The organism is Micromonospora sp. NPDC005686 (genome assembly GCF_042871665.1).
GTDB lineage: Bacteria > Actinomycetota > Actinomycetes > Mycobacteriales > Micromonosporaceae > Micromonospora.
This window is the reverse complement of the sequence record NZ_JBIAIY010000003.1, coordinates 692,170-713,860: the sequence shown is the minus strand read 5'-3', so window position 1 is coordinate 713,860 and position 21,691 is coordinate 692,170. Positions and strand designations below refer to the sequence as shown.

Here is a 21,691-nt window from a genome sequence, read left to right as displayed (position 1 = left end):
GCCTCAGCGATCTGCTTACCCACCGAATAGTACGGATGCAACGCCGACAACGGATCCTGAAAGATCATCGCCATGTCCCGGCCCCGCAACCGACGAATCTCCTCCTCACCCAAACCCACCAACTGACGCCCACCCACGAAGATCTCCCCCGAGATCGACGTGCGCTTCGCGTTGTGCAAGCCCAGGATCGCCAACGACGTCACACTCTTACCGGAACCCGACTCCCCCACGATCCCCAACGTGCGACCCCGCTCGACCGCGAACGACACACCGTCCACAGCCCGCACCACACCGTCCTCGGTGTCGAACCGCACCCGCAGATCCCTGACCTGCAGGTACGGGCCTTCGCCGCGACGCGGCGCCGGAAACTCCACCATGTCCGATCCCTCCCGTCAGCTCAGCCGGACCCGTGGGTCGATCACCGCGTACAGCACGTCGACGACGATGTTGGCGACCACGATGCACACCGCCGCCAGCAGCACCGTCGCCATCACGACCGGCAGGTTGAGGAACTGCACCGCCTCCACTGTCGCCTTGCCGAGACCCTGGAGGCCGAAGATGGTCTCGGTGATGAACGTGCCGCCGAGGCTGCTGCCGATGTCCAGTCCGGCGATCGTGACGATCGGCGTGATCGCCGCCCGCAGCGCGTGCCGGGTGTGCACCTTCCGGGCGGGCAGTCCTTTCGCCCGGGCGGTACGGACGAAGTCCTCCGACAGCGTCTCCAACATCTGCGCCCGGGACAGCCGGGCGTACAGCGCCGAGTTGAGGAAACCCAGCGTCATCCAGGGCAGGAGCAGTCCGGCAGCCCAGCGGGCCGGGCTCTCGGTCAGCGGGGTGTAGCTGGGGAACGGCAGCAGCCCGGTGGAGTAGACGAGCAGGTAGAGCAGGATCAGCCCGAAGAAGTAGACCTGCATGGACGCCCCGGCCAGCGTGACGCCGATGGCGGCGCGATCGAACGCCGTACCCCGGCGTAGTGCCGACACCATGCCGAGCGAGATGCCGAGGCCGAGCCAGAGCACGGCGCCGCCGAGGACGATGCTGAACGTCACCGGGGCGCGCTGGGCGACGATCTCGGTGACCGGCTGGTTGTTGCGGAACGAGTAGCCCAGGCAGGGCGCCGGGCAGTCCTGCCGGAAGTCGCCCTCGCCGTAGGTGCGGCCGGCAAAGACGCCGCTGACGAAGTCGGCGTACTGCCGGGGCAGCGGCTGGTCGATGCCGAGGCGGCGCTCGACCTGGGCGATGTCCTCGGCCGTGCAGTTCTTGCCGCACATCACCTTCGCCGGGCTGCTCGGCACCGCGAAGAAGAGACCGAACGTGACAAGGCTGATGACGACCAGGGTCAGGGCGGCGACGAGCAGCCGCCGCACGACGAAACGGAGCACGGGAGCACCTCCCCCGGGTGGGGCGCGGGGACGGCAGCCGTGACCGCCGCCCCCGCGCGGCTGTCACTTCTTCACGTAGATGCCGTTGAGCGAGATGATTCCGAACGCGTCGCTGAGGAAGGCGTTGCCGACCTTCGAGCCGTGCAGCTCGTAGGTGGCGTCGTAGTAGCAGGGCACGACCGGGGCGTACTTCTCCATGATCATGCGGTCGAGCGCCATCCAGCCGGCGTCCTGCTCGGCGGCCGGCAGGCCGCGGACCCGGTCGATCTCCGCGCTGACCGACGGCTCGTTGAGGTACGACATGTTCTGGTTGCCCTCGGCCACGATCTCCCGGCCGTCGTAGACCGGCGGGATGACTGTCGAGCCGGTGGGCCAGTCCGAGCCCCAGCCGGTGAGGTAGAGGTCGTACGGGTTGTCCTTGCGGCCGACCTCGTCGTAGTAGCTGCTGTTGTCAATCGGCTTCATCACGATGTCGAAGCCCATATCGGTGAGGTTCTTGCGCAGCGCCTCGGCCTGCTGGGTACGCAGTTCCAGGTTGGAGTGGGCGAGCACCAGCTTCGGCCGCTTGCCGGCGAGCAGTTCGGCGGTCTTGGCCTTGTCGCCGGTGACCGGGGCGTTGAACACGTCGTACGGGACGAAACCGGCTGTGGTGGGTGACATGAGCGTGCTGGCCGGCGAGCCGGCGGCCTGCCCGCCGAGCACCTTGAGCAGGGCGTCCTTGTCGACCGCGTAGTTCAGCGCCCGCCGTACGCCCAGGTCGGTGACCCGCTGGGTGTTGATGCTCAGCACCCAGTTGTACTGCGTCGGGCCGCGCACCACCCGGCCGGCGACGCCGGATCCGGTGGTGCGGGGCAGCACCGACGGCGGCACGTCCGACCAGCTCAGCGCCGCCTGGTCGGCCGGCCCGTCGGCGACCAGCCGCTCGGCGATCTGGGCCTGCTCCAGGCCGAACGTCATCCGGATCGCGTCCGGGTACGCGTTGCGGACCGGGTCGGTCGCCGGATCCCAGTTGGGGTTGCGTTCCAGCTCCAGCGACACGTCGCGCTGGTAGGCCTTCACCCGGTACGGCCCGGACGAGAACGGCCGCAGGTCGTAGTTGGCGCGGGTGTCCTTCGCGGCGGGCACCGGCGCGCTGGTGGGCAGCGCCGCGGCGTACGGCAGGTCGCAGTGCGGCTGCGGGAAGGTGAACCGGATGGTGCGGTCGTCGGGTGTGGTGACGCCGTCGGGCACCGGCTTGCCGCCGTCGTACGGTCCCTTGTAGGAGGCGTTGTACGCCCCGCCGGGGTAGAGCCACTGCTGGATGTAGTGCGGGCCCTCGTTGAGGTTCGCCGCGAACGATCTCGCGATGCCGTGGGCGACGTCCTTGCTGGTCACGGGCGTGCCGTCCTCGTACTTCACGCCGTCGCGCAGGGTGAACTCCCAGACCTTGCAGTCGCCGTTCACGTCCTTGCCGGGGTTGGTGGCCAGGTCGCCGACGAGCAGCAGCTTGCCGGTGCCGTCCTCCTTGTAGCCGTTGAGCGGGCGGTAGAGCAGCCCGCCGGCGACCTGCTGCACATTCACGTAGTTACGGGCCGGGTCGAGGTGCTCGAAGTCGGCCGGCTGCATCACGGTGAGCGTGCCGCCCCGGCTCGCCCCGTCGACGTCCTTCGCCGGGCCCTGGTTGTCGGCGGCCTCGTACGAGATCGAGCCGCTCTGGGTCTTCGTCTCCTGGTCCCCGCCGCCGCTGTCGTCGGTGGTGGGGCTGCAGCCGGCGGCGGCCAGCGCCGCCGCGGCGAGGACACCTGTCAGTGTCCGGGTTCGTGCGCGCACTGCGTGCTCCTTCCTGCCCGGCGGCCCCCGCCGGCCGGGCATGTGACGGCCGTGGGACTACCGGGTGGAGCGGGGATCCAGCGAGTCGCGCAGCGCGTCACCGAGCAGGTTGAACGCCAGGACCAGCAGGAAGATCGTCAACCCGGGGAACAGGGTGTACCAGGGGTCGCTCGCGACGTAGCCGATGCTGTTGAAGATCATGCGACCCAGGTCGGGCGTGGGTTCGGTGACGCCGATGTTGACGAACGCCAGCGCCGCCTCGATGGCGATGAACTGCGGCACCATCAGCGAGACGGTGACCAGGATCGGCGCCCAGATGTTCGGCAGCAGCTGCCGCAGCAGGATGTGCGCGGTGCCGGCGCCGGCGGCCCGGGCCGCGTCGACGAACTCCCGCTCCCGCAGCGAGATCACCTGCCCGCGGACCAGCCGCGCGGTGTACGTCCAGCTGAACAGGCCGAAGGTGGCGATGATCAGGGCCACCCGGAACGCGGGCGTCGGCGCCTCCCGGTCGGAGTAGAAGCGGTCCTGGAGGATCGGGATGACCGCCAGCGCGAAGATGAGGAACGGGAACGCCAGGGTGAGGTCGATCAGCCAGTTGACGACGCTGTCCAGCCAGCCTCTGGCCCACCCGGCGAGCACGCCCACCGCGACCCCGATTCCCGAGGCCAGCAACGCCGAGGTGAACGCGATGAACAGGGACGTCCGCAGCCCGTAGACCAGTTGCATGAGGATGTCCCGGCCGCTGCCGGGTTCGAGGCCCAGCCAATGGTCGGCGTTGATTCCGCCGGCGTACCCGATCGGCATTCCGAAATCGTTGAGCCGGCCGGCGAACTTGTCGGTCGGGTCGATTCCGGTGAGCTTGCCGAGCAGCGGCGCGCCGAGTGCGACCACCGCGGCGAGGGCGAGCGTCACGGCGCTGGCCCGGGCCGTACGGTCGCGCTTGAGTCGCAGCCAGGCGAGCTGGTTGGGTGACCGGCCGACGAATTCGCCGGGCCGGCCGGCCGGGGCGGGAACGACCTCGACGTCGGGGCCGGGAGCGGCCGGTGGGTGCGTCAGTTCGCTCATGAGCAGTCCTCCCGATGGGGACGAAAACGCCCTGCCACCCGACGGTAATGCGCTCCGGAGCACTGAAAAGAATCGTTCCGATAACGGCCGTTCCGGTTGTCGTGCATTGACAACGATCCGGCCTACGGGATGCATCGGCGCAATAACGGCGCGATTCGGTTGTCAGCCTTTCAGCCACCTGTACAGCGGTTTCGGAATGCGTTGCCGCAAGGCGCTCAAGCCGTTGTCAGCCGTTCGGCCATTCCACCGCCCACCTCCCCCGTACGTGCCCGTCGATCATGAGGTTGGCGCGGGGTGGGGCGGGGGTTGGAGGGGACGGGTGGGTGGAGAGAATGGGTCGGGGTGTCGCGAGGGGAACGTGGGGGTGCGCGTGGTGGGCGGCCGGGAGTTGCGGGCGGACTGCTCGCGCTGCGCCGGGGTGTGCTGCGTAGCGCCGGCGTTCACCGCGTCGGCCGACTTCGCCATCGACAAGCCGGCCGGGCGGCCCTGCCCGAACCTGGGCGCCGACTTCCGCTGCGGCATCCACACCGAGCTGCGGCAACGCGGCTTTCCCGGCTGCACCGTCTTCGACTGCTTCGGCGCCGGTCAGCACCTCACCCAGCACACGTTCGCCGGGCGCGACTGGCGGGCCGACCCGGCCATCGCACAGCGGATGTTCGACAGCTTCGCCGTGCTGCGACCGCTGCACGAGCTGCTGTGGTACCTGACCGAGGCGGTACGCCTGACCCCTCCCGGCGCGCTGCGCGACGAGCTGACCGCCGCGCTCGACGAGACCGGCCGGCTCACCGACGGCACCCCTGACGACCTGCTCGCCCTCGACGCCGACGCGCACCGGAACCGGGCCAACCGCCTGCTGTCCCGCGCCGCCGAACAGGCCCGCGCCGGACGGGCCGGCCCGGACCGCCGGGGCGCGATGCTGATCGGTGTCAACCTGCGCCGTACCCCGCTGGCCGGCGCGAACCTGCGCGGCGCCTGCCTGATCGGCGCCGACCTGCGGGGCGTACGCCTCGGCGCCGCCGACCTGACCGGCGCGGACCTGCGCGGGGCCGACCTGCGCGGCGCGGACCTGGGCGAGTGCCTGTTCACCCACCAGTCGCAGCTCGACGCCGCGCGCGGCGACCACCGCACGGTCCTGCCGCCAGGGCTACGCCGCCCGGCCCACTGGTCCCTGACGCTGACCCCGGCCCGCCCTCGCCCGCGCCGCCGCTGACCGGACTCGCTCCCGCACCGGCCCGCCCATCGACGAGCCCTCCGGCCCGCCCGCCTTGACCCGGGCTGGTGATCAAGGAGTTTGCGTCCGGCGCAGAGCGGGATCGGGACACGAACTCCTTGATCACCGCGGAACAGGGCAGGGGGCGAGGACGGTGGGTTTGGTGGGGGTGGGGTGGGGTAGGCGGCGCGGACGACGACCGACCGACGGGAGGGCACCGGTGGGGTATCGGGCACGCGACGGTGAGGAGCCGGTCGACCCGGCGCACGCCGAGGACGAGGCCGGGCAGGTTCCGCTGGTGCAGACGGCCGCGGACACCGACGTGCCGGCGCCCGCCCCCGGCACGCCGAAACCGGACGAGGTGACCGAGGACGACGGGTCCGGCATGGCGGGCGGCGCCTCCGGCACCAGCTCGGGCGGCTCCTCGATGCCGACCCACCCGGACGCGGCGCGCGGACCGGACGCCGCCCGCTGAACGGGCACCGGCCCACCAGACCGGCGCCGACCACCCGACCGGCTCGGGCAACCCGACCGGCTCGGGCCACTGAACGTTTGCCGTCACCCGCTGCGGGCAGGAGTGCGACATGACCAGTGAAGAGTCCTTGGGCCGCGCGGCCGACGACGAGCCCGACGGCGCGACCGCGTACGAGGCGTCGCTGCGCCCGCCGGGCGAGTCCCTGCACACCACCGACGACACCGGTGACGACTTCGCCGACCTGCCCGCCGAGGACCGGCGGTCCGCACGGGAGGTGAGCCGGGCCGGTTACGACGTCGCGGCCGTCTCCGGCACCGGCGACCCGTCCGAGGAGCCGGAGGAGATCGAAGAGGGCCGGCCGCTGCGCTGACGCGCGCGCGGGGTGGCGGCCGGGCCGGTGCCCCGCGCCTCGGTCATGCCCCGGTTCGCCAGCGCGTCGGCGCGCTCGTTCTCCGGGTGCCCGTTGTGGCCCTTCACCCACAGCCAGGTCACGTCGTGCCGGGCGCAGGCCGCCTCCAGCGCCTGCCACAGGTCGGCGTTCTTCACCGGCTGCTTCGCGGCGGTCAGCCAGCCGTTGCGCTTCCACGCGTTCAGCCAGCCGGTGATGCCGTTGCGCACGTACGTGCTGTCGGTGTGCAGCCGTACCGTGACCGGGCGGGTCAGGCTCTCCAGCGCGCGAATCGCGGCGGTCAGCTCCATCCGGTTGTTCGTGGTCGGGGTGGCCTCGCCGCCGCACAGCTCCCGCTCGTGGCCGCCCCAGCGCAGCACCGCGCCCCATCCGCCGGGCCCGGGATTGCCACTGCACGCGCCGTCGGTCCAGATCTCCACGACCCGGCCGGTCTCCGCCTCCGCCATGCCCGGCAACCTACCGGGTACGCGAGCGCGCGGGACCACCCGACCCGCCGCGCCCGGCTAGCCTGCCGTCATGATCACTCCCCCGGACTCGCCACACTTTGCAACTTCCGAGACCTCGGCGGATGCCGTACCGGCGACGGCCGCACTGTCGCCCGGGGCCGGCTCTCCTCGTACGGGCGAGCGCCCGCCGAGATCATCCGGTTGGTGCTCGCCGACCTGCGGGCCGCACACGGCTCGGTGCGCGGCTACGTGACCGGCCGGCTCGGCGTCGGCGTCGGCGTCGGCGTCGGTGAGGAGACGATCGCCGCGCTGCGCGCCCGGCTCCTCGCCGATGACGCGAACCGGCCGCCCGCCCAGGGCGCCGCCGGCAGCGCGCCGACCGCGGTCACCCGCTGAGCGCCACCGACGAGCGCCGGTGACGACAGCGAACCAACCCTCGGTGGCGGCGAAAAGCAGACGACGCCGATGCCCCGGTCTGGCACGCTGCGGGATCGTGGACACACGGTGGGACGGCCTGCGGGCCGAGGTGCGGGCGACGATCGGCGAGCTGGTCTCCTCCGGCCGGGAGGCCGGCGTGCAGGTGGCCGCGTACCTGGACGGCGTCGCGATCGTCACCGAGCAGGCCGGGCCGGCCGACACCACGACGGGCCGGCCGATGACCGCCGACACGCCCGTGCACGCGGTCTCCACCGGCAAGGGACTCACCGCCACTGTGGTGCACGTGCTGGCCGAGCGGGGACGGCTCGACTACGACCTGCCGATCGCAGCGGTGTGGCCGGAGTTCGCCCGGCACGGCAAGGGCGGCATCACGCTGCGGCACGTGCTCACCCACACCGCCGGCCTGCCCGCGCTGCCCGCCGACGTCACGCCGGAGGACTTCACCGACTGGACGCGCATGTGCGCGCTGCTGGCCGACGCGCGGCCGCTGTGGGCGCCCGGCGAACGGCTGGCGTACCACGCCTGGACGTGGGGCTGGCTGCTCGGCGAGGTGGTCCGGCGGGTCACCGGCGTGCCGGTGTCGCGGGTGCTCGCCGAGGAGGTGGCCGGGCCGCTGGGCGTGGACCGGGAACTGTTCCTCGGCGTGCCGGAAGCGGACCTGCCCCGGCTGGCCCGGCTGGAGGACGCCGGCCTGTCCGCGCTGATGGCCTGGGCCGGGGCCAACCTGCCGCACTTCGACGCGGTCGCCCCGCCCGCGGTACGCCCGGACACCGTCATCGGCTCACGCCCCGACGTGCTGCGCGCCGACGTGCCGTCGGTCGGCACGATGAGCGCCCGCGCGGTGGCCCGGATGTACGCGGCGCTGCTCGGCCCGGTCGACGGGGTACGGCTGATCTCCGCCGAGCGGATGCGGGAGGTGTCCGCCCCGGCGGTACGCGCGCAGGAGTGGGTGTTCGGGCAGGAGAGCGCGTTCGGCCTCGGGTACGCGGTCGAGGACGACGGATCGTTCGGCACCGCCGGCAGTGGCGGCAGCCTCGCGTTCGCGTACCCGGGACTGGGGTTGACGGTGGCGGCGGTGCGCAACCGGCTCGGCGCGGGCGACGGCGACCCGATGGAGCGGCTGCGGACGCTGGTGCGCGACCGCGTCGCCGAGGCGACCGGCCACCGGTAAGGGTCGAATCTCGCTCACGCGACCCGGCTGCTTTACTATGCTCCTAGTAAAGCAGTGAAAGGGCTGACCGTGTTCGTCTTCCGGCTCGACACCCACTCCGGCGTGCCGCCGTACCTGCAACTCGTCCAGCAGGTCCGCCAGGCGGTGCTGCTGGGCTTCCTCCAACCCGGTGACCGCCTCCCGCTCATCCGCGAGGTGGTCGAGGACCTGGCCATCAATCCGAACACCGTCGCCAAGGCGTACCGGCAGATGGAGCAGGAGAACCTGGTCACCGGCCGGCCCGGCCAGGGCACGTTCGTCACCGAACAGCAGTCGGCCGCGATGTCGGCGTCGACGTACACGTCGCTACGCCGCGGCCTGGAGACCTGGCTGCGCCGCGCGTACGCGGCCGGCCTCGATGAACAGGCGGTCGACGCGTTGTTCGCCTCCGTTCGCCAGCAGACGAGAAACGAGGACGTGGCGTGACGGCGACCGGGTTCGCGCTGCGCACCGACGGTCTGGGCAAGCGGTACCGGAAGGGCTGGGCGTTGCGCGACTGCACAGTGGCCCTGCCGGAGGGCGGCGTGATCGCCCTGGTCGGGCCGAACGGTGCGGGCAAGACCACGCTGCTGCGCCTGGTCGTCGGGCTGCTGGCGCCGAGCACCGGCACGGTGGAGGTCCTCGGCCACGACGTCACGGCGAGCACCCCGCGGACGCTGTCCCGGATCGGGTTCCTGGCCCAGGACCACCCGCTGTACAAGCGCTTCACCGTCGCCGAGATGCTCCGCTTCGGCCGGGCCTGCAACCTGCGGTTCGACAACGGGCTGGCCGAGCGCCGGCTGGCGACGCTGGGCATCCCGCTCGACCGCAGGACCGGTGCGCTCTCCGGCGGGCAGCAGGCCCAGGTCGCGCTGGCGCTGGCCCTGGCGAAGCGGCCGGACCTGCTCGTCCTCGACGAACCGGTGGCCAGCCTCGACCCGCTGGCCCGGCACGAGTTCCTGCAGGTCCTCATGGGCGCGGTGGCCGAAGGCGGGGTGACCGTCCTGTTCTCCTCCCACGTCGTGCACGAGCTGGAACGCGCCTGCGACCACCTGGTCGTGCTCAACCAGGGCCGGGTCACGCTCACCGGTGACATCGACACCCTCCTCGCCGAGCACCGGCTACTCGTCGGCCCGCGCACGGCCACCGACCCCGACCGGTCCGGCGCCGTGGTGGAGGCCGTCCACAGCGACCGGCACACCACCCTGCTGGTACGCGACGGCGGGCTCCCCGCCGCGCCCGGGTGGCAGGCCCGGCCGGTCGCGCTGGAGGACCTGGTGCTGGCGTACCTGCGCCGGCCCTCCCAGCCGGACGCCGCGCTCACGCCGCAGGTGCCGGCATGACGTGGCTGATCTGGCGCCAGCACCGGACCGAGGTCTGCGTCCTGGGTCTGCTCGTCGGCATCTCCGGCGTCGCCCTGCTCGTGCTCGGGACGCAGGCCCACGACCTGTTCCCCGGCGGCCCCGCCCGGTGCGCGGGGCAGACCGGCGTCGACGAGGCCTGCGCGGCGTCCTTCCGCCGGCTCGACGAGGAGTACGGCTACGTCGAGAACCTCCTGGCGGCCTTCTACCTGGTCCCCGTCGTCATCGGCGCGTTCCTCGGCGCGCCGCTGCTCGCACGCGAACTGGAGGACGGCACCTGGCAGCTCGCCTGGACGCAGGCCGTGCCGCGGATGCGCTGGCTGGCGGCCAAGCTCGCCGCGCTGGCCGGCGTCACCGTCGCGCTCACCGGGATGTTCACCGCTGTGCTCACCTGGTTCCGTCAGCCGTTCGACGCGTGGGAGGGGCGGTTCCAGTACGACGCCTTCGACCTGGAAGGGCTTGTTCCGGTGGCGTACGCGCTGTTCGCCTTCGGCGTCGCCACCGCCGCGGGGGCGATCCTGCGACGCAGCCTGCCCGCGTTCGGCGTCGCCTTCGGGGCGTTCCTCGCCGCCCGGATGTCGGTGGCGCTGCTGGCCCGCCCCGCGTACGCCACGCCGCTCACCGCCACGGCACCCATCCCCGCCGCGGGGTCGGACGACCGGCAACGGCCCGTGCCCGGCATCGCCGACTGGGTGATCGAACACGGCTACACGGACGCCACCGGACGCAGGCTGAGCCGGACCGAGTACGACGAGCTGGCAGGCGCCGCCGACCGGGCCGGCACCAACCTCAGCCAGTTCCTGCACGCGCGGGGCATCCAGCAGTTCGGCGTCTACCACCCCGCCGACCGGTTCTGGACGTTCCAGCTCATCGAGGCGGCCCTGTTCGTCGCCGTCGCGGCGGTCCTGATCGGCGTGGTGGTGTGGCGGGTACGGCGCCGGATGATCTAGTACGGGCTAGCGGCGCAGCCGGGCACGCAGCCGGCCGGCCGCGTCGCCGAGCACCGCGCCGGTCATCGGCAGCAGCGGGCTGGACCGCATCACCGCCAGATCCTCCGCCGGGCTGGTCACGCCGTCGAGGAACCGCAGCACCCGCTCCGGCGGGTTGCGGTCGAACAGCCGCTCGAAGAACTCCACCCCGCCGACGTGGCCCTGGTCCAGCGCGCGCAGCGCCACCGCGTCCATCCACAGGTGCCGGCCCGGATACGCGGGCGCCGGCACCGGCGGGCGGCCGGCGGCGAGCGCCCGGGCCACCTGGTCGGCCTGGCGCAGCATCGCGGAGAACGTGAACCCGGTGGACGGGCGGGTCGCCCCACCGGCGGTGCCCAGCCGCACCACGCGCGGGCTCGGGCGGGACTCGAACGGGCCGTCGGTCATCGGGATCACGCCGTCCTCGACCTCCCGCACCCGCAACGCGGTCAGGTCCAAACCGAGCAGGCCGGCGTACCCGCGCAGCGCCGCGTCGTAGCCGGCGTCGTCGAGCACCGCCGGGCCGAACTCGGTGTACTCGACGAGCGCGAACCGGTCGTCGACAGGCAGCACGTACCCGAAGGAGACGCCGCGCTGCGGCTGCGGGGTGCGGAAGTCCATCAGCACCGCCCGATCCGGGTCGAACGTCGGCCGGTCGGCGGCCAGCCACCAGCCGCGGAAGTGCTGCAACCAGCTGGTGCGCCCCGGCCGCTTCGGCCGCCGGGGCCGGGAGTCGAGGACCCACCCGGCCCGCACCAGATCCCGGCCGTCCGGGTCGCGGACCGTCACCGTCTCACCGTCGTCGTGCAGCTCCCCCGCCGGGGCGCTGATCCGCACCGCGTCCAGCCGCCGTTCGGCCTCGGCAGCCCGGTCGTAGACCGGGGCGGAGCGGAGCATGGCGTACCGCAGGGGGTCGAGCGTCAGGACGCGGCGGCCGGCGGGCGTGACCACGTCGACCTGCGACCAGCTCGCGCTCAGCAGCGGGTCCAGGTCGTCGCCGGGCAGGCCCCAGAACGCCCAGGTGCGGTCCTGGCCACGCTTGTGCACCGGGTCGACCACCGCGACCCGCAGCCCGGACACGCCGTGCCGGCCCAGCGCGGCCAGGACCAGGGACGCGGCGCCGCCGCCGCCGACCAGCGCGAGGTCGACGTCGACCGGGAAGGATGCGTGCATCCGGCCACGCTGTCACATCGGCGGAGGTGGCAACCGGCCGACCCGCGCTCAGGCCACCGGCGCGGGCTTCTGCGGCGCCGGCTCGGCGTAGGCGGCGGCCACCGTCGCCCGGTCGAAGACCCGCCACGTCGCGGCGATCACCGCGACCGCCACCACGAAGCCCACCCAGTACGGCGCGGTGATGCCGAACCGGGCCGCCACCACGCCGCCGAGCAGCGCGCCGACGCAGTTGCCGCCCGCCGCGACGAACAACGTGGTGCTGCCGACCCGGCCCATCAACGCGGGCGGGGTGAGCCGCTGCCGCAGCGAGTTCGCCACGATGTTCCACAACGCGCTGTGCGCCCCGAACGCGAACAGCGCGAACCCGACCACGATCGCGCTGCGGGACGCGGCGAGCGCCAGGTGCAACCCCGCCTCGACCAGCAGACCCGTCCGCACCGTCCAGGTGGGTGTGATCGCGGCGATCAGCCGGTCCCCCACCAGCGAGCCGAGCACGCCACCCACTGCCATGCAGGTGAACAACGCGCCGTAGCCCACCGAGCCCAGCCCCAGCCGCTCGGTGGCGAGCAGCACCAGCACCGCCACCGCGGCGGTGAGCGTGACGTTCAGCAGGCCGATCAGCACCGTCATGGTGCGCAGCAGCCGCTGCCCCCACAGCCAGCGGAACCCCTCCGCGACCTCCGCCCGCACCGACGGCTGCTCCTGCGGCGCCGGCCCGGCACGGTACGTACCGGCGAGCAGACCGACAAGGACGGCGGACAGCGCGTACGTGCCGGCGTTGAGCGCGAACGGTAGCGACGCCGCCAGCGCGAACAGGAACCCGCCGAGCGGGCCGGCGATCATGTTCTGCATCACCTGCGTGCCGCCACCCAGCCACCCGTTGGCGCGTTCCAGCAGCGAGCGCGGCACCACCGCCGGCAGCACCGCCTGCGCGGCGGTACGGAACACCACCTCGCCGGTGTTCACCACGAACAGCACCGCGTAGAGCAGCGCGATCCCGGCCCGGTCGAGCAGCATGGCCACCGCCAGCGCGGCGAGTGCGGCGACGCGTACCCAGTCGATGAGCACCATCAGCCGGCGCCGGTCCACCCGGTCCGCCAGCACGCCACCGGGCAGCGCGAACAGCAGCCACGGCAGCCACGACACCGCAGCCCCGGCCGACACCACCAGCGGATCGTCGGTGATCGACGCCACGTACAGTGGCGCGGCCACCGTCGCCGTCCCGCTGCCCAGCGCGGAAAGCGTGCTCGCCGTCCACAGTCGGGCGAAGCGCCCGCCGAGCCGTTTCCCCGTCACGGCGAGGCAACCTACCAGCGACGATGAACCCTGCCGACCGGTTTTACCGCCGGGCCACCACCACCGGCGCGGGCGGATCGGCCACGTCGAGCACCACGTCCGCGTGCCGGGCGGCGAGGTCGTCGGCGAGCCGGGCCAGCACCTGCGCCCGCGTCCCGCTCATCCGCGCGCCCCCGGCGGGCGGCGGGAGTTGAGGCGGGCCGCCTGCCGGTTCAGGTGGTCGCGTTCGGCCAGGCTGGCCGCGCGACGGGCCGCCTCCGCGTACAGCGCGGCCGCCCGGTCCGGGTCGCCGTCGCGTTCGTGCAGGTAGGCGGCCACCGCCGTGTACCGGGGCAAAGTGTCGTCGAGCGCCGCGAGCGCCGCCAGCCCGGCGCGCGGGCCGTCCGCCTCGCCGACGGCGACCGCCCGGTTGAGGCGGGCGATCGGGTTGCCGGTCAGGCGGACGAGTTCGTCGTACCACTCGACGATCTGCACCCAGTCGGTCTCGGCCGCGGTGGGCGCGTCCGCGTGCAGCGCCGCGATCGCGGCCTGGGCCTGGAACTCGCCGAGCCGGTCGCGGGACAGCGCGGTCTGCAGGACGCCGACGCCCTCGGCGATCAGCGTGGTGTCCCACCGGCTGCGGGCCTGCTCGGCCAGCGGCACCAGGCTGCCGTCGGGCGCGGTCCGGCCGGCGCGGCGGGCGTGGTGCAGCAGCATGAGCGCGAGCAGCCCGGCCACCTCGGGGTGGTCGATGGCGGCGGCGAGTTGCCGGGTGAGCCGGATCGCCTCGGCGGCCAGGTCCACGTCGCCGGAGTAGCCCTCGTTGAACACCAGGTACAGCACCCGCAGCACGGTGGCCACATCGCCGGGCTGGTCGAAGCGCACCCCGGACACGGTGCGCTTCGCCCGGCTGATCCGCTGCGCCATGGTGGCCTCGGGCAGCAGGTACGCCTGCGCGATCTGCCGGGTGGTGAGCCCGCCGACGGCGCGCAGCGTCAACGCGACGGCCGACGACGGGCTCAGCGACGGATGCGCGCAGAGGAAGTAGAGCCGCAGCGTGTCGTCCACAGCGGACACGGGGCCGGGCGGCGGCTCCTCATCCACGGCGTCCTCGCGCCGGCGCCGGGCGGCGTCGGCACGAGCCACGTCGAGGAACCGCCGCCACGCCACGGTGACCAGCCAGCCCTTCGAATCGCGGGGCATGTCGGCCGGCCAGACACGCAGCGCCTCCACGAGCGCGTCCTGCACGGCGTCCTCGGCCGCCGCGAAGTCGACTCCGCGGCGGACGAGGACACCGAGCACGCCCGGGATGAGGCTGCGGAGCGCGACCTCGTCCATCGGCCGGGTCACTCGGTGATGGTGGGCGGCCCGGTCAGGAACGGGCGCAGCTCAAGCCACTCGTGGATCGGCTTGCCGCCCTGCCCCGGCGCGGCCGACAGCTCGGCGGCCAGTTCGAGCGCGCGGTCGTAGCTGTCCACGTCGATCACCATCCAGCCGGCGATGAGGTCCTTCGTCTCGGCGAACGGGCCGTCGGTGACCGGCGGGCGTCCCTCGCCGTCGTAGCGGACGAACGTGCCCTCCGGGGCGAGCGCCTGACCGTCGACGTACTCGCCGCTCTCCTGCAGCCGCGCCGCGAACTCCTGCATGTAGCGCACGTGCGCGGAGATCTCCTCCGGCGTCCACTTGTCGATCATCGGCATGTCGGACACCGGCGTCGGGCCGCCGCGGTAGTGCTTCAGGAGCAGGTACTTCATCTGTGTCTCCTCGTGGAGGGTGCGACCCATTCTGGCCGCGTTCACTCCGGGGACGAAGCCGCTCTGGCGTTCTCGACATCGGTGGCGGAGAAATTTCGGGCGTCACATCGCGTAGGGCATCCTAGGAGGCTAGTTCTGATGGTCCAGGCCGCCTGCCCCCGTCGCGGCGGCCCGGACCCGTCATCGGATCGCCCGGCCGTCAGCGGGCGGCGGTCCGGCGCAGGCCGGTGATCAGCACCGCGCCCGCGACCAGGTGCAACACCACCAGCGTCAGCGTCGCCGCGCGGCCCACTCCCCCGCCCAGCGGCCCGAGCACCGACACCGGCAGCACCAGCACCGCGACCACCGTCCACGCGGTCCGGGGGCGGGCGGTGACCCGCTCCAGCAGGGCCAGCAGCGCCCAACCGGCCAGCCCGGCGAGCAGCGTGCTCACCACCACGGCCACCGGGGTCACCCGCTGGTCGGTGGAGCCCGTGCGCGCGATCAGCTCCACCCCGCCCACCGGTACCGCGACCACCCAGCCCAGCAGCGTGGCGGCGGTCGCCGCGAGCACCGTGAGCAGGCGGTCCCGGCGGCGATTCGGGCGGGCGGCGACGGTCGGGATCGTGGTCTCCATCGGTGACTCCTCCACATCGGGACGACTGCCGGAAACGCTAGGTCCGGCGGGGCGTCGCGCGGATCGGGCGGCGGAGCGGTTCCCGGCTCCGCCGCCGGAACGACCACCGGCCCGGATCTCCGTCTGGCGACCGATGAGATGCGGTGAACCGGCGGCCTAGCATCCGGACATGACATGCGCGTCCCGGTCCCGGTTCCTGCTGCTGCTCGACGGCGGAGTCGCCACCGCGAGCCTCGCCGTCTGCCTGCTCGCGCTGCTGGCCTCCGACGCCGGCCCGGACACGACCGGCGCGACCGCCGTCGCGGTCGCCCTCGCCGTCGCGCAGGCCGGCTGTCTGCTGTGGATCCGGCGCCACCCGGGGTACGCCCTCACTGCCGCCGCGCTGGCAGGCGTCGGCCTGGAGGCCCTCTGCCCGCAGCTCGGCTGGCTCGGCCTGGTCGCGGTGCCGATGGCGTACGTGGCCCGGCTGCGCCCACCCCGGTACTCGCTGGTGGCGCTCGGGCTGCTGCTGGCGCCCACGCCGTGGAAGCTGGTCACCGGCGGCTGGCGGGACCTGCTGCTCGCGGTGACCGCACTGGGCCTGAGCTGGACGCTGGGCGAGTTGCAGCGGGGCCAGGCGCAGCGGCGCTGCGCCTGGGAACGGCACGTACTCGCGACCGAACGGGAACGGATCTCCCGGGAGCTGCACGACGTGGTGGCGCACCACGTCGCGGTCATCGCCGTACAGGCCGCCGCCGCCGAGGACGTGTTCGACACGCAGCCGGCCCAGGCGCGGGCCGCGCTCGGCGCGATCGACGTGGCGGCCCGGTCTGCGCTCGCCGACCTGCGTGCCATGCTGCACGCGCTCGCCGTCGACGACGGGTCCGGGCAGGGCGGACCACAGCCAGGGCTGGCGCAGCTCGACGCGCTCGCCGACGCGGTACGCGCGGTCGGCCTGCCCGTGACGCTGCGCCGGGAGGGTGACGGCGAGGCGCTGCCCGGCGGGGTGCAGCTGTCGGCGTACCGGATCGTGCAGGAGTCGCTCACGAACGCGCTGCGCCACGGGCACGCCACACGCGCCGACGTGGACGTCCGCTACCTCGACGGCGTACTGCGGCTGGAGGTCGTCAACGACGGCCCGGCGCCCGCCCGCCGGCCCGGTACGCCCACCGGGCGCGGCATCGTCGGGATGCGGGAGCGGGCCCGGCTGCTCGGCGGCACGCTCGACGCCGGCCCGCTGCCGGCCGGCGGGTTCCGGGTCCACGCACGACTGCCGGTGGGAGCGGGCCGGTGACCATGCGGGTGGTGGTCGCCGACGACCAGGAGCTGATCCGCGCCGGGCTGCGCACAGTGCTCGACGCGCGGCCCGACCTCACGGTGGTCGGCGAGGCCGCCGACGGCGTCGAGGCGGTGGCGGTGGCGACCCGCACCCGGCCGGACGTGGTGCTGATGGACGTCCGGATGCCCCGGCGCGACGGCATCGCCGCCACCCGCGACCTGGTCACGGCCGGCAACCCGGCGCGGGTGATCATGCTGACCACGTTCGACCTGGACGAGCACGTCTATGCCGCGCTGCGCGCCGGGGCGAGCGCGTTCCTGCTCAAGGACACCCGCCCGGCCGACCTCGCCGAGGCGGTACGCGTGGTGGCCCGGGGCGAGGCGCTGCTCGCGCCCACTGTGACCCGGCGGCTGCTGGACCGGTACGCCGGCCGGCTGCCCGCGCCCGCGCCCACCGGCGACGCGCTCGCCGCGCTGACCGCCCGCGAGCGGGAGGTGCTGACGCTCACCGCACGGGCACTGTCCAATGCGGAGATCGCCGCGCGGCTGCACCTGAGCACCGCCACCGTGAAGACGCACGTCTCGGCGATCCTGACCAAGCTGGGCCTGCGCGACCGGATCCAGGCGGTGGTGCTCGCGTACGACACCGGGCTGGTCCGGCCGGAGCCACCGGTCCGGTAGGCGCCAATCGGACACCGGACCCAGACCCGCCGGATCGGGATCTTCCGCCGCCCGGCCTGGCCCGGCATGTCCGCCGTCTCGTGGCGGCAGGGAGCACACCGGACGGCAACGAAGATTTCTCAATTACCCCCAGTGACCGCCGCAACCCTCCTAGTGTTGGCCACACCGGTGCTCGTCACGGAGTTGGCCACCCGAACGACGTCCCACGCCTACAGCGGACGAAAAGTGAGGGAAGACGCGGATGAAGGCACAGTCATTTCTCGGATCGGCGGCGTTCGGCGTGGGCCTCGGCGCACTGCTGCTCCCGGCCGCCGCGCTGGCGGACACCAGAGTGTCACCCGCCACCACCCCGGTCGGCGGCACCGTCGTGCTGACCACCACGTGCAACCCGAACGCCGGTGACGCGATCTTCCGGGTCACCGGCCCGGACCGGGACCAGAACGTCCGGTCCACCACCGCGGCCGCGGGCGGCGGCCTGAGCGCCGAACTGTTCACCGCCGGGTTCACGCTCGGCACGTACACGGTGGCCACCACGTGCGGCGACGGCAGCGACGGCGGCAGCGCCACGTTCGCCGTCACGCCGATCGGCGGCGCGCAGGCCGGTGGCGGCGGACGCGACGGCGACACCGGCGTGCTCGTCACCGGTGGCGTGCTGGCCGCCGGGGCGCTCGCCGGCGGCGCGTACGCGGTCATCCGCCGGCGTCGCGCGGGCGCCGCAGCCTGACCGGCCCGCCGAGCGGCCCGCCCGCGCCGGACGTCCCGGCGCGGGCGCCGCGTCCCTGTCGGACGGAGATGGGATGCTGTCGGAGTCGCAGCGGCGGGCGCGCCTGCACACAGTCGTCGTGGTCACCGCCGTCACGCTCGCCGCCGCCACCGGCGCCGGGCTGGTCTCGGCCGGGCTCGGCAGCACGTCGACGCCACCGCCGCAGCCCGGCGGCTCCGCCGCGCCGGCCACCGAACGCCCCGGCACGACCGGCCCGGTGCTGCCCCGCGCCACGCCGGTGCGGGTCACCATCCCGCGCATCGGCGTGGACGCCGACATCGTCCCGGTCGCCACCGACGCCGACGGCGCGCTCGAGGTGCCGCCGCTGGAACGGCCGGAGGTCACCGGCTGGTACCACCCCGGTCCCGCCCCCGGCCAGGCCGGCAACGCCGTGCTGGTCGGGCACGTCGACTCGCAGCACGGCCCGGCGGTCTTCTTCGACCTCGGGCGGCTGCGCGGCGGCGACACGATCCGGGTGCTGCGGGCCGACGGCCGGACCGCGACGTTCACTGTGGACGGCGTCGGCGCGTACCCCAAGGAGCGTTTCCCCACCGCGCGGGTCTACGGCGGCGACGCGGCGGCCCGGTTGCGGCTGATCACGTGCGGCGGGCGGTTCGACCCGCGGACCGGCAGCTACCCGGACAACATCGTCGTCTTCGCCACCGCGACCCGGTGACGCTCAGCCCGCCAGGTCGGCCAGTTCCGCGTCGAGCAGATCCGCCAGCAGGTCCACCCGGCCCGGGTCGTTGTCGGCGGTGATGTTCCGGCTGGGCATCTCGACAGTCATCAGCAGGTAGAGGTACAGCCGGTAGAGCCCGAGCCGCCGTCGCGCCCCGCCGTCGAGCGGGAACGGCGCCGCCTCGCGGTAGGCGCGCACCAGCGGGTCGTCCGGCTCGTCCTCGGCGCGGCGGAACAGCAGCGGCGACACGAGGTCCATCAGCGGGTCGCCCCACAGGTACCGCTCGCCGTCGACCAGGCCGCTCAGGCGCGGCGTGCCGTCCGGCCCGTCGACGGCCAGCACGTTCCCGGCCCAGCCGTCGAAGTGCAGCAGCGCCGGACGGTCGACCGCGTCGAGCACCGCCGCGTGCCGGGCCACCAGCTCACGGATCCGGGACGCGGGCACCGGCAGCGGCACCGACCAGTCCGCGGCGTCGGCGAGCAGGTCGTCCACCATGGCCGTGTAGGCGTCCCGCCAGGTCGGGCCGGAGGCCCGGTCGCCGTCGTAGCCGTACCGCTCGCCGGTGACCGTGTGCAGCGCGGCGAGCGCGCGGCCGAACTCGGCGCGCAGCGGCCCGACGTCCGCGCCGGCCCGGGTCAGGTCCCAGAGGGTACGACCTGGCAGTCGCGCCATGAGCAGCCAGTCACCGAGGTCGGGGTCGGTGCCGTGGTGCAGCAGCGCCGGTGTGGGCACCCCCGGTGCGCGGTCGGCCACCAGGCGCAGGTAGTGCGCCTCCGCGCCGATCATGTCTCGCTCGTAGCGCAGCAGCGGCACGTGCGGCGGCGGACCGGCCTTGAGCACCACGTCGCGGCCGTCGGTGAGGCGTGCCCACCAGACGGCGGCGAAGCCGCCCCCGGTCAGCGGGCCACAGCCGGCCATCTCGGCGCCGGGTCCGAGCGAGGCGGTGAGGTAGCGGCAGACCTGATCCGGGTCGAGGGCACGCTGAGTCGGGCTCACGCTCATGGTCCGGGGAGCGTAGCGCCTGCTGCTGCATCGTGGGCGCAGCGATTGCGAAGACGTGCGGCACCGGCCGGCAGCGCGACCGCTTCAGGCAAGAGCCCTCCGCAGGGCCTCCAGCTCGGCCTCGGTGGCGCCGGCAGCCTGGAGATAGGCGGAGACCGAGCCGTGGTGGCTGCGGATCCAGACCATGGCATGAAGCAGGTGCGCTGCGGTCACCGGGCGGGTGCCGTGTCCGATCGCCGCGCCGGCCGGCGATCCGGTGAGGCCCAGCGCGGCGTTCGAGCGCAGGAAGTCCTGGGTGACCTCCGCGTCGGAAGCATTCAGGAGGGTCTGGATGACGGCGACGACGACTCCGGTGCGGTCCTTGCCGGAGGCGCAGTGGACCAGGGCAGGCAGCGCACCGGGGGTGATGAGCTGCCGGATGATCGCGACGGTGGCACGACCGGCCTGCTCAGCCATGTACGGGTACAGCGCCACCTGGTCGTCCGGCCAGCTCTGCTCGGTGAACACCGGAAAGTGGCAGTGCTTGACGTCGAGACCCGCACACCGGTCCGGCCGGTCGGCCACCTCTCGGATGCTGCGGAGGTCGACGACCGTGCGTAGCCCGAGATCCTCCAGCTCCCGGGCACCCTCGGGCGTCAGGAGATGCAGGGCGCCGGAGCGATACAGGACCCCACGGCGCAGCGATCCGACGCCGCCCGCGTCGCGGAAGTTCCGGACGCCGGAACCGCCGGTGGTGGCGTCGGCCGTGGCCCCACGAATGATCATGGAGGCGACTATACGAGGTGCACCCCTTCACCCTGTCCCGTCCGGGATACCCCGGCCTACCGGCGGCGAGGGCGATCGTGGTGTGGGAGAGAATCGCCGGGTGGCGAGACGGAAGGCGCGCGCGGGCGCGGGTGAACGGACGGCGGCCTGCCCGTGCGGCACCGGCCGGCCGTACGCGGACTGCTGCGCCCCGGTCCATCGGGGCGAGGCGACCGCGGCGACAGCGGAGGCGCTGATGCGGTCCCGGTTCAGCGCGTTCGCGCTCGGCGACGCCGCCTACCTGCGGCACAGTTGGCACCCCACCACCCGGCCCGACCGGCTGGAGCTGGATCCGGGCACCCGCTGGGCCCGGCTGGAGATCGTGGAGACCGGGCAGGGCGGGCTGTTCGACAGCGCCGGGACGGTCCGGTTCCGGGCCCACTACCGCGAGGGCGGGCAGGTGGGCGTGCTGACCGAGCACAGCCGCTTCGCCCGCGAGGACGGCCGCTGGGTCTACCTGGACGCGCTGCCCGAGTGAGATCGGGCCGACCGGTCACGGTCAGGCCGGACGCGGGGCGGGCTGCGCGAGTTCGGCGATCTCGCGCGGGAGCTGCGCCGTCGCCCGGTTGAACTGGGTCGGCCCGATCACCCGGTGCAGCGCCTGCAACACCGCCCGGGCGCCGCGCTCGGCGTCGGCCGGGGTCGCGCCGGAGCGTTCGGCGACCCGGCGCAGGAACTCGTCATACCCGAAGACCTCGGGATCGTCGACCCGGGCGCGGGCCAGCAGCGGGCGCAGCTCGTGCGCGACGTGCGCGGACAGGTCGTCGGCCTCGCCGCCACTGATCCGCTCGGCGAGCGTGCGCAGTGTCGCCTCGGTCAGTGCGCGGGCCGTCTCGACCGGCACGCCGGCGCGGGCGGACACCCGCGCGTAGAACTCCGGTTCGGCCATCGTCTGTCCTCCCGTCGCACCGGCAGCGTGGCTACCCGCCGCCGGC

The 21,691-nt window shown here is 73.7% G+C and carries 26 protein-coding genes; 13 read left to right on the top strand and 13 right to left on the bottom strand.

Going from position 1 to position 21,691, the window contains the following annotated elements:
• The 4 genes from ACFYON_RS10450 to ACFYON_RS10435 form a co-directional block, all read right to left on the bottom strand.
• Window positions 1-377, bottom strand: a 377-nt coding sequence (locus ACFYON_RS10450; protein ID WP_387188395.1) for an ATP-binding cassette domain-containing protein, incomplete at its 3' end; no start/stop codon positions are given.
• 15 nt (window positions 378-392) lie between these two features.
• A complete protein-coding gene (locus ACFYON_RS10445) occupies window positions 393-1,382 on the bottom strand; it encodes an ABC transporter permease (protein ID WP_354863393.1) in 990 nt (329 codons plus the stop codon).
• A gap of 63 nt (window positions 1,383-1,445) precedes the next feature.
• Window positions 1,446-3,191 (bottom strand): ABC transporter substrate-binding protein, encoded by a 1,746-nt coding sequence (locus ACFYON_RS10440; protein WP_355096498.1) that lies wholly within the window; start codon window positions 3,189-3,191, stop codon window positions 1,446-1,448.
• A gap of 57 nt (window positions 3,192-3,248) precedes the next feature.
• On the bottom strand, window positions 3,249-4,256 hold the full coding sequence (locus ACFYON_RS10435) for an ABC transporter permease (RefSeq protein WP_355096496.1): 1,008 nt from the start codon (window positions 4,254-4,256) through the stop codon (window positions 3,249-3,251).
• A 364-nt stretch (window positions 4,257-4,620) separates the two neighbouring features.
• Between ACFYON_RS10435 and ACFYON_RS10430 the strand changes: the two genes are divergently transcribed.
• The 3 genes from ACFYON_RS10430 to ACFYON_RS10420 all read left to right on the top strand — a co-directional run bounded on the left by ACFYON_RS10430 (window position 4,621) and on the right by ACFYON_RS10420 (window position 6,311).
• A complete protein-coding gene (locus ACFYON_RS10430; RefSeq protein ID WP_357708035.1) occupies window positions 4,621-5,466 on the top strand; it encodes a pentapeptide repeat-containing protein in 846 nt (281 codons plus the stop codon).
• A 220-nt stretch (window positions 5,467-5,686) separates the two neighbouring features.
• Window positions 5,687-5,941 (top strand): preprotein translocase YidC, encoded by a 255-nt coding sequence (locus tag ACFYON_RS10425; RefSeq protein ID WP_357707814.1) that lies wholly within the window; start codon window positions 5,687-5,689, stop codon window positions 5,939-5,941.
• A gap of 109 nt (window positions 5,942-6,050) precedes the next feature.
• Window positions 6,051-6,311, top strand: a complete 261-nt coding sequence (locus ACFYON_RS10420; protein ID WP_357707817.1) for a hypothetical protein — start codon at window positions 6,051-6,053, stop codon at window positions 6,309-6,311.
• Here the strand turns inward: ACFYON_RS10420 and rnhA are convergent.
• Window positions 6,230-6,796 carry a ribonuclease HI gene (gene rnhA / locus ACFYON_RS10415; RefSeq protein WP_357707819.1) on the bottom strand — a complete coding sequence of 189 codons (567 nt, stop codon included), beginning with the start codon at window positions 6,794-6,796 and terminating at the stop codon, window positions 6,230-6,232. The genes ACFYON_RS10420 and rnhA overlap by 82 nt on opposite strands.
• A gap of 204 nt (window positions 6,797-7,000) precedes the next feature.
• Here rnhA and ACFYON_RS10410 point away from each other — a divergent pair, with 204 nt between their 5' ends.
• From ACFYON_RS10410 to ACFYON_RS10390, 5 genes are all read left to right on the top strand, one after another.
• A complete protein-coding gene (locus tag ACFYON_RS10410; protein WP_357707821.1) occupies window positions 7,001-7,192 on the top strand; it encodes a hypothetical protein in 192 nt (63 codons plus the stop codon).
• A gap of 97 nt (window positions 7,193-7,289) precedes the next feature.
• Complete coding sequence (locus ACFYON_RS10405) at window positions 7,290-8,405, top strand: serine hydrolase domain-containing protein (protein ID WP_357707823.1); 1,116 nt, start codon at window positions 7,290-7,292, stop codon at window positions 8,403-8,405.
• Window positions 8,406-8,474: 69 nt separating this feature from the next.
• On the top strand, window positions 8,475-8,870 hold the full coding sequence (locus tag ACFYON_RS10400) for a GntR family transcriptional regulator (RefSeq protein ID WP_357708037.1): 396 nt from the start codon (window positions 8,475-8,477) through the stop codon (window positions 8,868-8,870).
• Window positions 8,867-9,766: an ABC transporter ATP-binding protein gene (locus ACFYON_RS10395; RefSeq protein WP_354863402.1), complete on the top strand. Its 900-nt coding sequence runs from the start codon at window positions 8,867-8,869 to the stop codon at window positions 9,764-9,766. Before ACFYON_RS10400 ends, ACFYON_RS10395 begins: the two co-directional genes overlap by 4 nt.
• Entirely contained in the window at window positions 9,763-10,734 is a 972-nt protein-coding gene (locus tag ACFYON_RS10390; RefSeq protein ID WP_354863403.1) for an ABC transporter permease subunit, read from the top strand. The genes ACFYON_RS10395 and ACFYON_RS10390 overlap by 4 nt, the downstream gene beginning before the upstream one ends.
• Before the next feature lie 6 nt (window positions 10,735-10,740).
• Here ACFYON_RS10390 and ACFYON_RS10385 read toward each other — a convergent pair whose 3' ends face one another.
• The 5 genes from ACFYON_RS10385 to ACFYON_RS10365 all read right to left on the bottom strand — a co-directional run bounded on the left by ACFYON_RS10385 (window position 10,741) and on the right by ACFYON_RS10365 (window position 15,570).
• On the bottom strand, window positions 10,741-11,925 hold the full coding sequence (locus ACFYON_RS10385; protein ID WP_354863404.1) for a lycopene cyclase family protein: 1,185 nt from the start codon (window positions 11,923-11,925) through the stop codon (window positions 10,741-10,743).
• 48 nt (window positions 11,926-11,973) lie between these two features.
• Complete coding sequence (locus ACFYON_RS10380) at window positions 11,974-13,221, bottom strand: MFS transporter (protein ID WP_354863405.1); 1,248 nt, start codon at window positions 13,219-13,221, stop codon at window positions 11,974-11,976.
• Window positions 13,222-13,380: 159 nt separating this feature from the next.
• Entirely contained in the window at window positions 13,381-14,538 is a 1,158-nt protein-coding gene (locus ACFYON_RS10375; RefSeq protein ID WP_357708039.1) for a DUF6596 domain-containing protein, read from the bottom strand.
• 8 nt (window positions 14,539-14,546) lie between these two features.
• Complete coding sequence (locus ACFYON_RS10370; protein WP_354863406.1) at window positions 14,547-14,954, bottom strand: YciI family protein; 408 nt, start codon at window positions 14,952-14,954, stop codon at window positions 14,547-14,549.
• A 199-nt stretch (window positions 14,955-15,153) separates the two neighbouring features.
• A complete protein-coding gene (locus ACFYON_RS10365; RefSeq protein ID WP_355097436.1) occupies window positions 15,154-15,570 on the bottom strand; it encodes a DUF6069 family protein in 417 nt (138 codons plus the stop codon).
• A gap of 169 nt (window positions 15,571-15,739) precedes the next feature.
• Here ACFYON_RS10365 and ACFYON_RS10360 point away from each other — a divergent pair, with 169 nt between their 5' ends.
• The 4 genes from ACFYON_RS10360 (at window position 15,740) to ACFYON_RS10345 (ending at window position 18,947) form a co-directional block, all read left to right on the top strand.
• Window positions 15,740-16,843, top strand: coding sequence for a histidine kinase (locus ACFYON_RS10360; RefSeq protein WP_357707828.1), 1,104 nt, complete (start codon window positions 15,740-15,742; stop codon window positions 16,841-16,843).
• Window positions 16,840-17,508 (top strand): response regulator transcription factor, encoded by a 669-nt coding sequence (locus ACFYON_RS10355; protein WP_354863409.1) that lies wholly within the window; start codon window positions 16,840-16,842, stop codon window positions 17,506-17,508. Before ACFYON_RS10360 ends, ACFYON_RS10355 begins: the two co-directional genes overlap by 4 nt.
• 241 nt (window positions 17,509-17,749) lie before the next feature.
• Window positions 17,750-18,232: a hypothetical protein gene (locus ACFYON_RS10350; protein ID WP_354863410.1), complete on the top strand. Its 483-nt coding sequence runs from the start codon at window positions 17,750-17,752 to the stop codon at window positions 18,230-18,232.
• Between the two features lie 73 nt (window positions 18,233-18,305).
• The gene (locus ACFYON_RS10345) at window positions 18,306-18,947 is read left to right on the top strand and encodes a class F sortase (protein WP_354863411.1); all 642 of its coding nucleotides are present in this window, start codon (window positions 18,306-18,308) and stop codon (window positions 18,945-18,947) included.
• A 3-nt stretch (window positions 18,948-18,950) separates the two neighbouring features.
• On the opposite strand, the gene ACFYON_RS10340 is transcribed toward ACFYON_RS10345, so the two are convergent.
• Window positions 18,951-19,952 carry an aminoglycoside phosphotransferase family protein gene (locus tag ACFYON_RS10340; RefSeq protein WP_354863412.1) on the bottom strand — a complete coding sequence of 334 codons (1,002 nt, stop codon included), beginning with the start codon at window positions 19,950-19,952 and terminating at the stop codon, window positions 18,951-18,953.
• Between the two features lie 84 nt (window positions 19,953-20,036).
• Window positions 20,037-20,717: a tyrosine-protein phosphatase gene (locus ACFYON_RS10335; protein WP_354863413.1), complete on the bottom strand. Its 681-nt coding sequence runs from the start codon at window positions 20,715-20,717 to the stop codon at window positions 20,037-20,039.
• 100 nt (window positions 20,718-20,817) lie between these two features.
• Here ACFYON_RS10335 and ACFYON_RS10330 point away from each other — a divergent pair, with 100 nt between their 5' ends.
• Window positions 20,818-21,234 carry a YchJ family metal-binding protein gene (locus ACFYON_RS10330; RefSeq protein WP_354863414.1) on the top strand — a complete coding sequence of 139 codons (417 nt, stop codon included), beginning with the start codon at window positions 20,818-20,820 and terminating at the stop codon, window positions 21,232-21,234.
• 21 nt (window positions 21,235-21,255) lie between these two features.
• Here ACFYON_RS10330 and ACFYON_RS10325 read toward each other — a convergent pair whose 3' ends face one another.
• Window positions 21,256-21,645 carry a DUF2267 domain-containing protein gene (locus ACFYON_RS10325; protein WP_354863415.1) on the bottom strand — a complete coding sequence of 130 codons (390 nt, stop codon included), beginning with the start codon at window positions 21,643-21,645 and terminating at the stop codon, window positions 21,256-21,258.
• Window positions 21,646-21,691: the final 46 nt, after the last annotated feature.

Coding starts and splice junctions, on each gene's coding strand:
- ACFYON_RS10435 (WP_355096496.1), bottom strand. CDS start 4,256: ATGAGCGAACTGACGCACCCACCGGCCGCTCCCGGCCCCGACGTCGAG.
- ACFYON_RS10420 (WP_357707817.1), top strand. CDS start 6,051: ATGACCAGTGAAGAGTCCTTGGGCCGCGCGGCCGACGACGAGCCCGAC.
- rnhA (WP_357707819.1), bottom strand. CDS start 6,796: ATGGCGGAGGCGGAGACCGGCCGGGTCGTGGAGATCTGGACCGACGGC.
- ACFYON_RS10390 (WP_354863403.1), top strand. CDS start 9,763: ATGACGTGGCTGATCTGGCGCCAGCACCGGACCGAGGTCTGCGTCCTG.
- ACFYON_RS10385 (WP_354863404.1), bottom strand. CDS start 11,925: ATGCACGCATCCTTCCCGGTCGACGTCGACCTCGCGCTGGTCGGCGGC.
- ACFYON_RS10375 (WP_357708039.1), bottom strand. CDS start 14,538: ATGGACGAGGTCGCGCTCCGCAGCCTCATCCCGGGCGTGCTCGGTGTC.
- ACFYON_RS10370 (WP_354863406.1), bottom strand. CDS start 14,954: ATGAAGTACCTGCTCCTGAAGCACTACCGCGGCGGCCCGACGCCGGTG.
- ACFYON_RS10365 (WP_355097436.1), bottom strand. CDS start 15,570: ATGGAGACCACGATCCCGACCGTCGCCGCCCGCCCGAATCGCCGCCGG.
- ACFYON_RS10360 (WP_357707828.1), top strand. CDS start 15,740: ATGACATGCGCGTCCCGGTCCCGGTTCCTGCTGCTGCTCGACGGCGGA.
- ACFYON_RS10350 (WP_354863410.1), top strand. CDS start 17,750: ATGAAGGCACAGTCATTTCTCGGATCGGCGGCGTTCGGCGTGGGCCTC.
- ACFYON_RS10345 (WP_354863411.1), top strand. CDS start 18,306: ATGCTGTCGGAGTCGCAGCGGCGGGCGCGCCTGCACACAGTCGTCGTG.
- ACFYON_RS10340 (WP_354863412.1), bottom strand. CDS start 19,952: ATGAGCGTGAGCCCGACTCAGCGTGCCCTCGACCCGGATCAGGTCTGC.
- ACFYON_RS10335 (WP_354863413.1), bottom strand. CDS start 20,717: ATGATCATTCGTGGGGCCACGGCCGACGCCACCACCGGCGGTTCCGGC.
- ACFYON_RS10325 (WP_354863415.1), bottom strand. CDS start 21,645: ATGGCCGAACCGGAGTTCTACGCGCGGGTGTCCGCCCGCGCCGGCGTG.